This window comes from Saccharomonospora cyanea NA-134, assembly GCF_000244975.1.
GTDB classification, from domain to species: domain Bacteria; phylum Actinomycetota; class Actinomycetes; order Mycobacteriales; family Pseudonocardiaceae; genus Saccharomonospora; species Saccharomonospora cyanea.
In genome coordinates this window covers 1291693-1305944 of record NZ_CM001440.1, presented here as the reverse complement: position 1 = coordinate 1305944, position 14252 = coordinate 1291693, and the positions used below count along the sequence as shown (strand labels likewise).

The 14252-nt window shown below is 69.5% G+C and carries 15 protein-coding genes; 5 read left to right on the top strand and 10 right to left on the bottom strand.

Annotated features, from left to right (window positions below; genetic code table 11):
• Positions 1–27 precede the first annotated feature (27 nt).
• From SACCYDRAFT_RS06335 to SACCYDRAFT_RS06320, 4 genes are all read right to left on the bottom strand, one after another.
• Positions 28–1188, bottom strand: coding sequence for a Gfo/Idh/MocA family protein (locus SACCYDRAFT_RS06335; protein WP_005454620.1), 1161 nt, complete (start codon positions 1186–1188; stop codon positions 28–30).
• An 81-nt stretch (positions 1189–1269) separates the two neighbouring features.
• Positions 1270–2055 (bottom strand): ABC transporter ATP-binding protein, encoded by a 786-nt coding sequence (locus SACCYDRAFT_RS06330; protein ID WP_005454619.1) that lies wholly within the window; start codon positions 2053–2055, stop codon positions 1270–1272.
• 8 nt (positions 2056–2063) lie between these two features.
• Positions 2064–3080: an ABC transporter substrate-binding protein gene (locus SACCYDRAFT_RS06325; protein ID WP_005454618.1), complete on the bottom strand. Its 1017-nt coding sequence runs from the start codon at positions 3078–3080 to the stop codon at positions 2064–2066.
• Positions 3081–3135: 55 nt separating this feature from the next.
• Positions 3136–4023 carry an ABC transporter permease gene (locus tag SACCYDRAFT_RS06320; protein ID WP_052309075.1) on the bottom strand — a complete coding sequence of 296 codons (888 nt, stop codon included), beginning with the start codon at positions 4021–4023 and terminating at the stop codon, positions 3136–3138.
• Between the two features lie 147 nt (positions 4024–4170).
• Between SACCYDRAFT_RS06320 and SACCYDRAFT_RS06315 the strand changes: the two genes are divergently transcribed.
• From SACCYDRAFT_RS06315 to soxR, 5 genes are all read left to right on the top strand, one after another.
• Entirely contained in the window at positions 4171–5205 is a 1035-nt protein-coding gene (locus SACCYDRAFT_RS06315; protein WP_005454616.1) for a LacI family DNA-binding transcriptional regulator, read from the top strand.
• Complete coding sequence (locus tag SACCYDRAFT_RS06310; RefSeq protein ID WP_005454615.1) at positions 5202–6344, top strand: mandelate racemase/muconate lactonizing enzyme family protein; 1143 nt, start codon at positions 5202–5204, stop codon at positions 6342–6344. The genes SACCYDRAFT_RS06315 and SACCYDRAFT_RS06310 overlap by 4 nt, the downstream gene beginning before the upstream one ends.
• Before the next feature lie 191 nt (positions 6345–6535).
• Positions 6536–7696 (top strand): dihydrodipicolinate synthase family protein, encoded by a 1161-nt coding sequence (locus SACCYDRAFT_RS06305; RefSeq protein ID WP_005454613.1) that lies wholly within the window; start codon positions 6536–6538, stop codon positions 7694–7696.
• Positions 7693–8508: a sugar phosphate isomerase/epimerase family protein gene (locus SACCYDRAFT_RS06300; protein ID WP_005454611.1), complete on the top strand. Its 816-nt coding sequence runs from the start codon at positions 7693–7695 to the stop codon at positions 8506–8508. Before SACCYDRAFT_RS06305 ends, SACCYDRAFT_RS06300 begins: the two co-directional genes overlap by 4 nt.
• Positions 8509–8543: 35 nt before the next feature.
• On the top strand, positions 8544–9005 hold the full coding sequence (gene soxR, locus SACCYDRAFT_RS06295) for a redox-sensitive transcriptional activator SoxR (RefSeq protein ID WP_005454610.1): 462 nt from the start codon (positions 8544–8546) through the stop codon (positions 9003–9005).
• Between the two features lie 122 nt (positions 9006–9127).
• Here the strand turns inward: soxR and SACCYDRAFT_RS06290 are convergent, their stop codons facing one another.
• The 6 genes from SACCYDRAFT_RS06290 to mrf all read right to left on the bottom strand — a co-directional run bounded on the left by SACCYDRAFT_RS06290 (position 9128) and on the right by mrf (position 14218).
• Positions 9128–10741: a multicopper oxidase family protein gene (locus SACCYDRAFT_RS06290; protein WP_198284974.1), complete on the bottom strand. Its 1614-nt coding sequence runs from the start codon at positions 10739–10741 to the stop codon at positions 9128–9130.
• Positions 10742–11079: 338 nt separating this feature from the next.
• Positions 11080–12237 (bottom strand): epoxide hydrolase family protein, encoded by a 1158-nt coding sequence (locus SACCYDRAFT_RS06285; protein WP_005454608.1) that lies wholly within the window; start codon positions 12235–12237, stop codon positions 11080–11082.
• A 138-nt stretch (positions 12238–12375) separates the two neighbouring features.
• Positions 12376–12498 carry a type B 50S ribosomal protein L36 gene (gene ykgO, locus SACCYDRAFT_RS25705; protein WP_005454607.1) on the bottom strand — a complete coding sequence of 41 codons (123 nt, stop codon included), beginning with the start codon at positions 12496–12498 and terminating at the stop codon, positions 12376–12378.
• A gap of 63 nt (positions 12499–12561) precedes the next feature.
• Positions 12562–12720 carry a 50S ribosomal protein L32 gene (rpmF, locus tag SACCYDRAFT_RS06280; protein ID WP_005454606.1) on the bottom strand — a complete coding sequence of 53 codons (159 nt, stop codon included), beginning with the start codon at positions 12718–12720 and terminating at the stop codon, positions 12562–12564.
• Positions 12720–12977, bottom strand: a complete 258-nt coding sequence (locus SACCYDRAFT_RS06275; protein WP_005454605.1) for a type B 50S ribosomal protein L31 — start codon at positions 12975–12977, stop codon at positions 12720–12722. The genes rpmF and SACCYDRAFT_RS06275 overlap by 1 nt, the downstream gene beginning before the upstream one ends.
• The gene (gene mrf / locus SACCYDRAFT_RS06270; RefSeq protein WP_005454604.1) at positions 12974–14218 is read right to left on the bottom strand and encodes a ribosome hibernation factor-recruiting GTPase MRF; all 1245 of its coding nucleotides are present in this window, start codon (positions 14216–14218) and stop codon (positions 12974–12976) included. Before mrf ends, SACCYDRAFT_RS06275 begins: the two co-directional genes overlap by 4 nt.
• Positions 14219–14252 lie beyond the last annotated feature (34 nt).

The following is a 14252-nucleotide window of genomic DNA, read 5'->3' as shown; positions in this document are numbered from 1 at the left end:
TCGATCGCGGGAGTCAGCCGCGAAGGGTTACAGCGTCAGTTCGTCGACCGCGATCCTGCGGCCCTCGCGGGCCGAGCGCAGGCCGAGCTCGGCCAGCTGTACCCCACGGGCGCCCGCCAGGAAGTCCCAGGGAAACGGCTCGTCACACACCACGTGCTTGAGGAAGAGCTCCCACTGGGCTTTGAATCCGTTGTCGAACTCCGCGTTGTCGGGCACCTCCTGCCACTGTGCGCGGAAGTCCTCGGTGGCCGGGAGGTCGGGGTTCCACACCGGTTTCGGAGTCACCGACCGGTGCTGCACACGGCATCGCCGCAGCCCCGCGACGGCACTGCCCTCCGTACCGTCCACCTGGAACTCCACCAGCTCGTCACGGAACACCCGTGTGGTCCACGACGAGTTGATCTGCGCCACCACGCCGCCGTCGAGTTCGAAGATGCCGTACGCGGCGTCGTCGGCAGTGCAGGTGTAGGGGTTGCCCTGTTCGTTCACCCGCTGCGGAACGTGGGTGGCGGCCAGCGCCTGCACCGAGCGCACCGGACCGAAGATGTCCTCCAGCACGTAACGCCAGTGGCAGAACATGTCGACGATGATGCCGCCGCCGTCCTCGGCCCGGTAGTTCCAGGACGGCCGCTGCGCCTCCTGCCAGTCACCCTCGAACACCCAGTAGCCGAACTCACCGCGCACCGAGAGGATGCGGCCGAAGAACCCGCCGTCCACCAGCCGTTTCAGCTTCAGAAGGCCGGGCAGGAACAACTTGTCCTGCACCACGCCGACCTTCACGCCGGCGGTGGCGGCGACCCGGGCCAGCTCCAGCGCCGTCTCCGTGTCCTCGGCGATGGGTTTCTCCGTGTACACGTGCAGACCCGCGGCCACCGCCTTGCGCACGGACTCGGCCCTGCGGCTGGTGACCTGCGCGTCGAAGTAGATCTCGGCCGACGAGTCGGCCAACGCCTCGTCGAGGTCGGTGGTCCAGCTGTCGAGCTGGTGCCGCTTGGCGATCGCGGCCAGCTTCGCCTCGTTGCGTCCCACCAGGATCGGTTCGGGCCGGAGCACGGTTCCGTCGGGCATCGCCAGGCCGCCCTGCTCCCGGATCGCCAGGATCGAGCGCACGAGATGTTGCCGGTACCCCATGCGCCCGGTGACGCCGTTCATCACGATCCCGACCGACCGCTCCTTGAGTCCCGCCATAGGTCGCCTTTCTGTGTGGTGTCGGCATTGCTGGGCGCGAAAGCCTGCCCCGCGCCGTCTGCGTGATGGGCCGTGTTGGTCTCAGTCGCCCACGACCGCCGCCTGGGCCGCACCGAGGTGGTCGCGGATGTGCTGGGTGGCGCGCGCGAACTCGGGGTCCGCCATCGTCCTGCCGTAGTCACGCTCCACGGGAAGGTCGACGTCGACCACCCCGGCCACCGTGCCCGGACGAGCCGTGACCATGACGACCCGGTCGGCCAGGTACACCGCCTCGGAGATCGAGTGGGTCACCAGGAGCACGGTGGTGCCGGTCTCCTGCCAGATGCGTCGCAGCTCGACGTTCATCTGCTCCCTGGTGAGTGCGTCGAGCGCGCCGAACGGCTCGTCCATGAGCAACACGGGGGGCCGGTGGAGCAGAGCCCGGCACAACGCCACGCGCTGCTGCATCCCGCCCGACAGCTCGTGCGGGTAGGCGTCCTCGAAACCGGCCAGCCCCGTCATCTCGATGAGCTCGTCGGCCCGCTGCTGCGCCTCCCGCGCCGGCAGGTGCCGCATCTCGGCCTGCAGCAGGATGTTCTTCCTCGCCGTGCGCCATTCCAGCAGTGCGGCCTTCTGGAACACGTAGCCCACGTCCTTACGGGGGCCGGTCACGTCCTCGCCATGCAGGCGCACGCTACCCGTCGACGGAGCCAGCAGGCCCGAGGTGAGTTTCAACAGCGTGGACTTGCCGCATCCCGACGGACCGACGATGGCGATGAACTCGCCGGGCTCGACGTTCAGGGTGACCTCGCGCAGCGCCAGGACGTCGCGCTTCTTCGTGCGGAACCGCACCGTCACGTCGGAGATCTCGACCGCGTAGCTCGACATGGACCCACTCATTCCTCAGGACTCAGGTTGGCTTCCCAGTAGGCGCTGGGCTCCTCGGCCTTGGAGATGACGCCCGCGGAGTGGAACACCTCGATCGTGGCGCGCCAGTCCTCCTCGACGTTCACGCCGGGCCGCTGCCCCTCGGTGTTCTCGGTGTGCAGCAACTCCAGCGTGGAGGCGAGCTGGTCGGCCAGCACCTGCGCCGACGGCAACTGCTCGGAGGCACCTTCCATGGCCGCCACCGCCGCCTGCTGGTCCTGCGAGGCCGCGGCCCACGCCTCGCTCGTGGCGTCCACCATGCGCCGCACGAGGTCACGGTGCTCGTCGAGCATGTCCTGGGAGGTCAGCAGGCCGTTGCTGTAGAAGTTGAGGCCGTGGTCGGCGAAGCGGAGGTACGAGACCTCCTTGCCCGCCTTCTCCTGCATGGTCGGCCCCTGGTCGGTGGCGTAACCGAGCAACGCGTCGGTCTGGCCCGACATGACCGCGGCCATCTTGCCCGCGGCGTCGGTGTTCTGCGTTTTCACGTCGTTCTCGCTGAGGCCGTTGGCGGCGAGGAAGGCGGGGAACGTGGCGCTCAGCGCGTCGCCCGCGGTGGTGGCGATGGTCTTGCCCTTGAGATCGGCCACCGAGTCGATGCCCTGCTCGCTGAAGAACTGCACCGACGACGGGGTCGTCTGGAGGAACACACCCACGCTCTTCACGTCGAGGCCCTGGGACACGCCCGCCAGCAGCGCGGGCGTGTCCGCCCAACCGAAGTCGGTCTGGCCCGCGGCGGTGGCCTGCACGGTCTTCTGCGACCCCTGCCCCGCCCTGATCTCCAGGTCGATGCCGTGGTCTTCGTAGATGCCCTCGGTCTTGCCGTAGTAGAAGGGCGCGTGCTCGCCGTACGGGTACCAGTTGAGGGTCAGGGTGACCTTCGTGAGTTCCTTGCCCTCGGCGTTGGTCGTGGTCTCGGGGCCGGAGCCGCCGCAACCTGCGGCGAACAGGAGCGCGGTACCTGCGACGAGCGCGGACAGTCGTTTCATCGAAACTCCAATCGGTGGAAACCGTGGCCTTCGGGGTGCCCCGTCGAAGCGCTCGCTACAGAGTGGTCGTCACGGTGTCGGCACGGCGGCTGGCGTGCCACGGCAGCACGAGGTGCTCCAGCCATTCCACGAGCGCGAACAGCAGCACCCCGAGAACCGACATGATCAGCAGTCCCGCGAACAGCACCGGGGTGTCGAGGTTGCCGTTGGCCTGGAGGATGACGTAGCCCAGCCCGGCGTCGGCGCCGACGAACTCACCGACGACCGCACCCGTGACCGCCATGGTCGCCGCCACCTTCAGGCCGGAGAACAGGTGCGGCAACGACGCGGGGAAACGGATCTTCCAGAAGGTCTGGCCCGGCTTCGCTCCCATGGTGGCGGACAGCTCCAGCATCTCGGGATCGACCGACTTCAGCCCCGTGACCATCGAGATCACCACGGGGAAGAACGCCATGAGGACCGCTACGACGATCTTGGGGCCGAGCCCGAACCCGAGCCACACCACGAACAGCGGCGCGATCGCGATCTTCGGGATCACCTGGGCGAACAACAGCAGCGGGTACAGCGTCTTCTCGACCGTCGGCGACTGCACCATCACCAGCGCGGAGGCGACACCGATCGCGGTGGCGATGACGAAGCCCAGCAACGTCTCGTAGGTCGTGGTCCACGTGTGCTGCCAGAAGTAGTCCGGAGCCTCCGCGATGGCCGCGAAGGTGTCGCCGGGAGACGGCACGAGGTAGGGCTCGACCAACTCGGCCGCGGTCACGACCCACCATGCGACGAACAGCGCCGCCAGCAACGCGATCGGGCGCCAGGAGCGTTCCACGAACGCGACGAAACGCTGCGCGGTGGAGGGCCGCGCGCGTTCGGCGGCGGCCTCCGCGGGCCCCTCCGGCGGCCGCACGGGTGACTCCGGGGTCGATGACCGACTCGGCGTGACCATGGTCCTCCGTTCAGCGGTGAACGTGTCGGACTACACCCACTCAGAGCCCGCGTGAAACAGGCCCTGAATGCGCTTTCTGAATGCGCTTTCCGGTAGAGTAGGCAGGGAGGGATACCCGGTCAAGCGTTCTTCTGTCAGGAGTTGCGTATGGACGCTCACCCCCATGTCACCCTGTCCGACGTCGCGCGAGCAGCCGAGGTGTCCCTGGCCACCGCATCCCGCGCGCTGAACGGCACCACGAAGGTGCGCGCCGACCTACGGGAGCGTGTCCTCGCCGCCGCGAGACGGCTCGCGTACGCGCCCAACGCCCACGCCCAGGCCCTCGCGGGGGGCACCCACCGCACGGTCGGTGTCGTGTGCCACGACGTCAGCGACCCCTACTTCGCCTCCATCGCCCGCGGTGTCATGCGCGTCGCCGGCGACAGGGGGCTGCTCGTGATGCTGGCGAGCACGTTCCGTGATCCGCAGAAGGAGATCGCGTACGTCTCGATGCTCCGCGCGCAGCGCGCCTCGGCGATCCTGCTCGTCGGCTCCGGGTTCGAGGACCGCGCCTGGAGCAAGGCGCTCACGGAGGAGTTGGAGCCCTACCAGCGCGGAGGCGGGCAGGTCGCCGTCGTGTCGCGCCACCGGAACGTGCGAGCCGACAGCGTGCAGCCCGAGAACAAGCGCGGCGCGGCGAAGCTCGCCCGCACCCTGCTCGACCTCGGGCATCGGCGCTTCACCGTGCTGGCGGGCCCGCGCAGGCTCACCACCGTGGTCGACCGGCTCACCGGCTTCCGCCAAGCCCTCACCGAAGCCGGGGTCGAACTGTCGGAGGACGACGTCTTCGAGTCCACCTTCACCCGCGACGGCGGCTACACCGCGATGCGGCAGGCCTTGGACCGCGGCCTGGAGTCCACCTGCGTGTTCGCCGTGACCGACGTCATGGCCATCGGCGCGCTCACCGCGCTGCGCGAGGCCGGGGTGAGCGTGCCCGACGACGTCTCGCTGGCCGGATTCGACGACATCCCGGTGGTGCGGGATCTGACACCGAGCCTCACCACCGTCGCACTTCCGTTGGAAGAACTGGGAGAACGGGCCATGGAACTCGCGCTACGCGGCGAGAAGGGCACGCGCAGCCGCGTGGTGCGGGTGCCCGCCGAAGTCGTGGTGCGCGACAGTACGAAGGAGGTTCGGGCGTGATCGCGGATCTGACCATCGAGCGGGTGGAGACCTTCGCCGTCGCACTGCCGACCCTGCGGTCGTTCGGGGTTTCCGGCGGCGCGGTGGCGACGGCGGGCCAGCCGAGTGTGCGCGTGCTGGTGAAAGTCAGCGCCGACGGGGTGTGCGGCTGGGGCGAGGCCACGCCCATCCCCGCGTGGACATACGAGACCGCCGAGTCGATCGTCACGACCATCGACCGCTACCTGGCGCCCGCCGTGCTCGGCCGGGCGGGTTGGGATCTCGACGGCGTCACAGGCGCGTTCGACCGGGCGATCAACCGGGGTTTCACGATCGGCGCCCCGCTGGCCAAGGCCGCGGTGGACACCGCACTGCACGACCTGCTGGGCCGGGCCCTCGGCGTTCCCGTCGGCATGCTGTGGGGGCAGCGCAGGCGGGAGCGGCTCACGCTCGGCTGGATGGTGTCCGGGCAGACACCCGCCGAGGTGGCCGACCACGTCACCGAGGGCCGCGAGGCGGGCTACGAGGCGTTCAAGGTGAAGATCGGCCTGCACGGCGAGCGTGACGACCTCGCCGTGGTCGCGGCCGTGCGCGAGGCCGCGGGCGACGACGCACCGCTGTGGGTGGACGCGAACCAGGGCTTCAGCGTCGACGCCGCCCTGCGGGTGAGCCACGAACTGCACCGGCTCGGGGTGACCGCGTTCGAACAACCGTTGCCTGCCAACGACATCGTCGGCCTGCGTCGGCTGAAGGACTCCTCCCCCGTGCCCGTGGCCCTCGACGAGAGCCTGCGGCACCCGAGCGATCTCGCCACGTTCGTCCGGCTCGACGCCGTGGACGTCGCCATCGCGAAGGTCCAGCGCAGCGGCGGGCTGACACTGTCACGACGGTTGTGCTCGCTGGCGCAGGACTGCGGCGTGCGGCTCATGGGGTCGGGACTCACCGACTCCGACGTCGGCCTCGCCGCGTCGCTGCACCTGTTCGGCGCGTTCGGCATCGACACGCCCGTCGACCTCAACGGCAGGCAGTTCGTCGACTCCGTCTACGCCGACGGCGTACGCGTCGACGGCGGTGTCGCGCAGGTGCCGACCGGTCCGGGCCTCGGCGTGGACGTGGACGAGGCGACGGTCCGCAAACTGGCGGTCAACGTCCTCGACTGACGCCCGCACGCGTGTCCGCACTTCCCGCACGCGTGTCCGCAGCCTCCAGCGCGAACATCCGCGCACAACCTGCGGACACGGCGTCAGGCAGCGGTCGGCGCGTCGGCGAGGTGACCTCTTGTCGCGCGGGGCTTCTTGGCCTATCGTTCGTGAAAACGCTTTCTAGAAAACGCTTTCATACTGGAGGGCAGATGGTCGCAATACCGCTGCCGAAGCCCGACGGGACGCTCGAAACGTGGTCACCGTCCGGCCGAGGCATCCCCGACGCGCCCAGGACCCCGGCCTCGACACGCGTCGCGTACGCGGCCGCCCACGTGGTCGCCGATCCCTTCGCCGGGCACGATCCCACGCAGACCGTCGCACTCGACTGGGACTCCACCCTCGCCTTCCGGCGCCACCTCTGGTCGTGCGGACTCGGCGTGGCCGAGGCCATGGACACCGCGCAGCGCGGCATGGGACTCGACTGGAGGACCACCACCGAACTGGTCCGGCGCACGGGCGCCGAGGCGAGGTCCTGCGGCGGGGCGTGGGTCGCCGGCGTCGGCACCGACCAGCTCCCCGCGGGGCCCGCCTCGGCCGACGACATCGTGGCGGCCTGGCGGGAACAACTGGAGCTCGTCAGCGGCGAGGGCGCGGTGCCCGTCGTCATGGCCAGCCGCGCACTCGCGGCCACCGCGACCGGCCCGGACGACTACCACCGCGCGTACGGCGCCCTGTTGTCGGAGGCGCAGGGTCCGGTGTTGCTGCACTGGCTCGGCGAACAGTTCGACCCCGCACTCACCGGATACTGGGGGCACCGCGACATCACCGCGGCGGCCGACGAACTCGCCGCGCTCTGTGCCGAGCACTCCTCCGTGGTCGCCGGGGTGAAGGTGTCGGTGCTCGACGCCGAGGTGGAGCGCCGGTTCCGCGCGGCACTGCCCGAGGGCGTGGCCTGCTACACCGGGGACGACTTCCACTACCCCGAGCTCATCGCGGGCGACGACAACGGTCACAGCGAGGCGCTGCTCGGCATCTTCGACCCGATCGCCCCCGTGGCCGGGGCGGCGCTGGCCCGGCTCGACGAGGGCGACCGGGCGGGGTTCACCGAACTGCTGGAGCCGACGGTGGCGTTGTCCCGCGAGATCTTCCGGGCGCCCACCCAGCACTACAAGGTGGGCGTGGTGTTCCTGGCGTACCTGGCGGGGCACCAGCGGCACTTCCGCATGGTCGGCGGGCTGGAGTCGGCGCGGTCGATCGTCCACCTGTCCGAGGTGTTGCGGCTGGCCGATCGCGCGGGCGTGCTGCCCGATCCGGAGCTGGCCGCCGCGCGGATGCGACCGCTGCTCCAGGCGGCGGGGGTGAGCCTGTGAACCGGTTGAGTCTGAACCAGATCAGCACCAAGTCGTGGTCACTGCCCGAGGCGGTCGCGGGCTGCGCCGAGGCGGGCGTGGAGTGGATCGGGCTGTGGCGGGACAAGGTCGCGGAGGTCGGTGTCGACGAGGCTGCCCGCCTGCTGAAGCGGCACGGGATCAGGGTGTCCTCGCTGTGCCGCGGTGGTTTCTTCACCGGGGTGACACCGCAGGGTGATCCCGTCGACGGCGTGGCCGACACCCGTCAGGCCGTCGACGAGGCCGCGGCGCTGGGCACGGACGTGCTCGTGCTCGTGGTCGGCGGGGTCGCGGACAACGACCTCGCCGCCTCGCGGCAGCGGGTGGCCGACGCCGTGGGCGAGCTCGCCCCGTACGCGAGGGAGCGCGGTGTCCGCCTGGGCCTCGAACCCCTGCATCCCATGCAGTGCGTCGACCGGTCGGTCCTCTCCACACTCGCGCAGGCGCTGGACATCGCCGAGGAACATCCGGCCGACGCCGTCGGCGTGGTGGTGGACGAGTTCCACGTGTGGTGGGACCCCGACGTCGAGGCTTCCATCGCGAGGGCCGGAGACCGTATCCTCGGTTTCCACGTGTGCGATCCGCTCGTGCCGTTCACCGACCCGCTGCTGGCCCGCGCGTTGCCGGGCGCCGGGCCGGTCGACCACCGGAAACTGAAGGCCTGCGTGGAGGCCGCGGGGTACCGGGGGCCCATCGAGGTCGAGGTCTTCAACGCCGAGCTCTGGAACACGCCCGGTGATGTGGCGTTGCAGCAGGTCATCGAGTCGTACCGGCGACACGTCGCCGAACCTTAGCTCGACCATGGTGGAGGTCCGGGTACGGTGGCGGTGTGCCGAAACTCGCCGACCATCTCACCATCGGGCAGGTGGCCCAACGTAGTGGTGTGCCTCACACCGCTCTCCGGTTCTACGAGGACCGCGGCCTGATCTCCTCCGAACGGACCGCGGGTAACCAGCGCCGTTACCCGCGGTCCGTGCTGCGACGGATCGCGTTCATTCGCGCGGCCCAGCGCGTCGGCCTGACGTTGGAGCAGATCGGCGAGGCGCTGTCCACCCTCCCGCGCGACCACGCGCCGACGAAGACCGACTGGGCGAGACTGTCGCGGAGTTGGCAGGACGAACTCGACGCCCGCATCGACGCGCTGCGACGGCTACGCGACCAGCTCACCAGCTGCGTCGGATGCGGGTGCCTGTCGATGCGCACCTGCGCCCTCAACAACCCCGACGACAGGATCGCCACCCTCGGCCCGGGCGCCCCCGGCCTGAAACCGAAGTCCGAAGGCGGTCTCTGACCCCGAGCCTCCGACGCCGTGCCCGCAGGTTGTGCACGCGTGTCCGCAACCTGCGTACGCGTGTCCGCACCTGGTGCACACGTGTCCGTGCTTCCCGCCCACCCGCTCTGCCCCGAGTGGTGTCACCCGTGGCCGTCGTGCCCAGCCCCGTGGCCGCCGCGTCCGTCGTGGACCCCACCGGTGTCCAGCCGCCGCGGTGTCGATGATTCCTGGCCCGGTTCGACGATCACGAACTGACCCATCATCCCGCTGTCCTCGTGGTAGAGCAGGTGACAGTGGTACATGTAGGGCGTCGCGGGATCGACGTCCGTTCCGAACCGGACGACGAGCCGCACCGTCGACCCCGCCGGGATGAACACGGTGTCCTTGCGCCCCGCCTGCCACGCGGGCGGTTCCCGGCCGTCGATCGTCAGGATGCGAAACGCCACGTCGTGGATGTGGAAGTTGTGCGGGAGGCCCGCGCCTCGGACCTCCCAGATCTCGGTGGCTCCCGCGGCGACGACCTCGTCGATGCGTCCCATGTCCATCGACTCGCCGTTGATGAAGGCTGTCCCCGACAGTTCGAAACGACGCACGCGCGCGTCGGCCGGTGCGGTCAGCGGTTCCTCGGCGGACAACGTTCGCGGCGCGGCCGGGTTCGGCTCCAACGTGGTCTTCGCGCGCAGTTGCAGGATGTCCAGTGTGTCGTCGGCACCGGCGAACCGGTCGGCGGGGAAGCCGCCACCGAGATCGGTGGGATGGCTGCGGAGGATGCTCGTCTCGCCGGGCTCCATGGTCACGAGCAGTTCGACGCGCTCACCAGGGGACAGTCGCAACCGGGTACGTTCGACGGGGGCGGGCAGGAGTCCACTGTCGCTCGCGATGACGGCGAACGGGCGGTCGTCGTCGAAGCCGAGATCGTAGATCCGCGCGGGTGAGCCGTTCAGCACCCGCAGCCGGGTCACGGTCCTGGTGACCTCCAGGTGGGGATCGTGGGTTCCGTTCACGAGCACTGTGTCGCCGAGGATGCCCGTACTGCCCGGCCCCATGCCCCTGCCGTTGAAGTCCAACTGCCCGTCGTCGGTGAACGCCTTGTCCTGAATGATCAGCGGGATGTCGTCGACGCCGTAGTCGTCCGGGAGTTCCAGCGCGTCGGAGATGTCGTCGTCGACGAGGAGCATCCCCGACACGCCGCGGTAGACGTGTTCGGCCGTCCTGCCGTGGGGATGGGGGTGGTACCACAGGGTCGCGGCGGGTTGCTTCACCTCCCAGTGCGGGTTCCACGTCTCCCCGGGCTCGATCTCCTGGTACGGGCCACCGTCCATGACGGCCGGGAGTCGCATCCCGTGCCAGTGCAGGGAGCTGCTCTCCGGCAGGTCGTTGGTGACGTGAATACTGACGTGCTGGCCCTTGCGGACCCGGATCGTCGGGCCCAGGTAGGAGCCGTTCACTCCCCATGTGCGGGTCTGCTTACCGCGCAGGAACTCGGTGGTGCCGGTCTGCAGGCGCAGGTCGACGTGGTCCCGCCCGTCCGCACCACGGCGCGGTTCGACGACGGGCGGGATGGCGACGGGGTTCGCGAACTCGTGCTGGCCGGATGTCTCCACACGGGACTCGTTGTAGACGACGGTGAACGCCGTTCCGAAGGCCACGGCCACCACGAACCCGGTGCAGAGCAGCACGATGAGGATCTTGCCGCCCCGGCCGCGTCGCCGCCAGAAGTTCTGGCGACCAGGAGAAACAGGTGATGATGTCACCCCTCAAGGGCATCAGTCGCGGGCGGTTCACACATCCGGGCGAGGCCCGGACCGCTCCCGGATCTCGCGCTCGGGTTTCCCCTGACCCATGCCTTGCGGGTGCGACGGCAAGCGGCGGCGGCCCGCTTTCGGCCCGACCGGTAGCCGTATCCGCACCGATCAGCGCCACACGGTCGCCGTGGACGCCGCGGTGATGGCCGACGACGGCCACGAGTTCCGCAGCAACACTACGGCGTGTGGCTCACCAGCGAGGTTCCCTCGCGCTACCTGCGACGGGAGTGGGAGACGCTCGGGTGCGGCGAGACCGCCATCCACCCGAGCACCACGCCACGGGTTCCTCACCGCACCAGCCGGAAGAACTCCCGCAGCTCCCGCACGAACGTCTCGGGCTGCTCCAGCGCCGCGAAGTGTCCGCCCGCCTCCGGCTCGCTCCAGTGCACGATGTTCGGGTACCGCCGCTCGGCCCACCGGCGCGACGGCCGGGGAGTCTCCTTCGGATAGAGCGTGCATCCGGTCGGGACCACCACCAGGTCGTCCGTGGACTCGGTGAACCACGCCTGCACCCGCCGGATGCTCTCCCAGTAAAGGCGCGCCGACGATGCTCCCGTGCGCGGCAACCAGTACATCATCAGGTTGTCGAGCAGCACGTCGCGCGGAACGGCGTTCTCCGGGTGCCCCGCACAGTCGGACCAGCTGTGGAACTTCTCCACGATCCACGCGGCGAGGCCTGACGGCGAGTCGGTCAGTGAGTAGCCGATCGTCTGGGGTCGCGTGGACTGCTGCACGCTGTAACCGTCCTCCCACTCCTTCGCGTGGCCGAGGGCATCGAGCGCGGCGCGTTCGGCGTCGGTGAGGTCGTCGAACGTCGCGGGGTCGGGTGCGGCCAGTGGCGGTGACAGGTGGATGCCGCACAGGCGCTCGGTGTCGTGCAGTGCCAGCAGTGTGGTGACGCTGGTGCCCCAGTCACTGCCGTGCGCACCGTAGCGGTCGTAGCCGAGGACGGTCATGAGCCTGCTCCAGGCCGCGGCGATGCGCTCGATGCCCCAGCCCGTCCGCCCCGGTTTGCCGCTGAAGCCGTATCCGGGCAGCGTCGGGCACACCACGTGGAAGGCGTCGCTCGCGCTGCCGCCGTACGCTGTGGGATCGGTCAGCGGGCCGATGACGTCGAGGTACTCGACCAGCGAACTGGGCCAGCCGTTGGTGAGCACCAGCGGTAGCGCCTCCGGATGCGGCGAGCGGACGTGCACCACGTGGACGTCCGCTCCGCCGAGGTTCACGAGGTACTGCGGGAGCGCACCCAGCCGTCGTTCGACACGCCGGGCGTCGTACTCGTCGGCCCAGTAGCCACACAGCTCGCGTAGATACGCCAGCGGCACTCCCTGCGACCAGTCGTCGACCGGCTCGGGATCGGGCCACCGCGTCGCCCGCAGGCGTCGGCGCAGGTCGGCCAACTCGGACTCGGAGACATCGAGGTGAAAAGGGCGTGGGTGGGTCACGGTACCTCCCGTAGAACGCTCCCGTCGTCAGCCATGATCAACGCTGGCGGCGGCTCGCGCCTTCCCCGACTCCCGGCTCTCGCACCGGGGGCGCACCCGGTGCACCCGTGTGCGCCCCACGGTACGTCGAAGAGCAACTCAACCCTGGCGCGCTTTGAAGCGGGGATCTCGCTTGTTGATCACGTAGACCCTGCCGCGTCGACGAACCACCTGCGAACCCGGCTTGCGCTTCAACGAACGCAGTGACCTGCGGACCTTCATCGTTTCCTCCTCTGGATCGAGAGCACTCTCGGACAGCTGCGAACCACCGACTCGCCGACCCCTTCACCGTCCGTACCGTCGGAAGTAGGCGACCAGTCGACGCGGTACGAGCCTTCGTTCCCCGTCGATGGTGATGGACACGAGCTCGGGCGCTTTCGCCTTCCACCGTGAACGGCGCGACCTGGTGCCGGAGCGGGACGTCCTGTGCTTGGGAACAGCCATCACTTCCTCCCCCCACGGTGTCCGTAGCGACGGCGGAACTTCTCGACCTGTCCGGCGGAGTCCACGACGCGTCGGGTGCCGGTCCAGAACGGGTGTGAGTACGAGCTGACGTCGAGGACCACGAGGGGGTAGGTGTTGCCGTCGGTCCACTCGATGGTGCGCTGGGAGGTGGCCGTCGAGCGGGTGAGGAACGCCTCGCCGGTCGATCGGTCCTGGAACACCACGGGGTGGTAGTCGGGGTGGATCCCTGGCTTCAACTCTCGGTTCCCTTCCTGTGAGTGATCGCTTCGGTTTCGGGTCGTTCGGTGTCGTCGCAGAGTTCCTCGTGCCACTGTCCGAACGGGTCGGGGTAGCGGGTCCAGGCGTCCCGGCCCTGGGCGAGTTCCTCGTCGGTCAGCAACGCCGCACGCAACGCCGTCTCGATGCCACGCGGCTCCGCGTCGTGTGTGATCACCACGAGTTCCTGGTGCCGGTCGCCGAAGAACGGATCCCAGCGCAGCGACGCGAGTGCCCGGCGCTCGCGGGAAACGTCCTCCCACGAAGGCGCTTCGGGGGAATCGAGCCAGGGGCCGAGAAGTCCGACACCGAGACCACCGCCCGCGGACTCGATCCACAACGCGGTGTCCGGCTGACTCGCGACCCACACCCGCCCGCGCGTGCGGACAACGCCGTCGAGCAGCACGTCGATCGCCTCGTGCAGCCGTTCCGGATGGAACGGCCTGCGCGCGGAGAACGGGACGACGGTGACCCCGCAGTCGGTGTGCAGCGGCGGCTCGCCGCGCAGCAGGGAACCGTGTGGGTCCTCGGCAGCGCCCCGGCGGGCATGGTGTGGCACGGCTCCGACGAGCGCGTCCCAGCTTGTCGTGGACAGCTCGACGATGGGTGCGCTCGGAGCGACGCGCCGCAGCACGGCGTTGGTCTTGGCGACCGTCCAGACATCGGGCAAGTCGCCCACGTACACGAGCACATCGGCGAACTCGACCTGGGCGAGCGCGACCTGGGCGACGGTACGTTCGTCGTCCGGCGAGCCCGGCAGGCCGCGCTCGGCCATGGTCTCGTCACCGAGCGCGTCGTGGAGCCAGTCGCCGGCGTCGAAGACCGTTACGACGGCTTCGATCTCGACGTCCTCGATCACCGGTCGGTCGTCGACCAGGACATGGTGGATCGCCCAGCTGACCTGCTCCGGTTCCATCGACTCGTCGAGCCGCAGGACCATGCGCTGCACGTCGGGCTGCGCGGAGAGTCGGCGCAACAGCGGCAGCAGGTCCTCCCGCAGGGTGCAGGAAACGCAGCCGTGGGCCAACTCCAGGGTGGTGTGTGACTCGCTCGAACCGAGCCACACCGTGCGCAGTACCACGCCGGACGAGACCTGACGCAGGTCGTGGTGGACAACGGCGGTGCCACGGCTGCTCCCACGAAGCCGGTTCGCGAGGTCGCGGTTCGCGGCGGGCGAGAGCCCACTCGTCAGGATCAGGGGTGTTCTGTGCTTGGCGGTCACAGTGCGGTAGCGTAATTGATAATGAAAATCAATT

Coding starts and splice junctions, on each gene's coding strand:
- SACCYDRAFT_RS06325 (WP_005454618.1), bottom strand. CDS start 3,080: ATGAAACGACTGTCCGCGCTCGTCGCAGGTACCGCGCTCCTGTTCGCC.
- SACCYDRAFT_RS06305 (WP_005454613.1), top strand. CDS start 6,536: ATGGTCGCAATACCGCTGCCGAAGCCCGACGGGACGCTCGAAACGTGG.
- SACCYDRAFT_RS06335 (WP_005454620.1), bottom strand. CDS start 1,188: ATGGCGGGACTCAAGGAGCGGTCGGTCGGGATCGTGATGAACGGCGTC.
- SACCYDRAFT_RS06320 (WP_052309075.1), bottom strand. CDS start 4,023: ATGGTCACGCCGAGTCGGTCATCGACCCCGGAGTCACCCGTGCGGCCG.
- SACCYDRAFT_RS06330 (WP_005454619.1), bottom strand. CDS start 2,055: ATGTCGAGCTACGCGGTCGAGATCTCCGACGTGACGGTGCGGTTCCGC.
- rpmF (WP_005454606.1), bottom strand. CDS start 12,720: ATGGCTGTTCCCAAGCACAGGACGTCCCGCTCCGGCACCAGGTCGCGC.
- SACCYDRAFT_RS06315 (WP_005454616.1), top strand. CDS start 4,171: ATGGACGCTCACCCCCATGTCACCCTGTCCGACGTCGCGCGAGCAGCC.
- ykgO (WP_005454607.1), bottom strand. CDS start 12,498: ATGAAGGTCCGCAGGTCACTGCGTTCGTTGAAGCGCAAGCCGGGTTCG.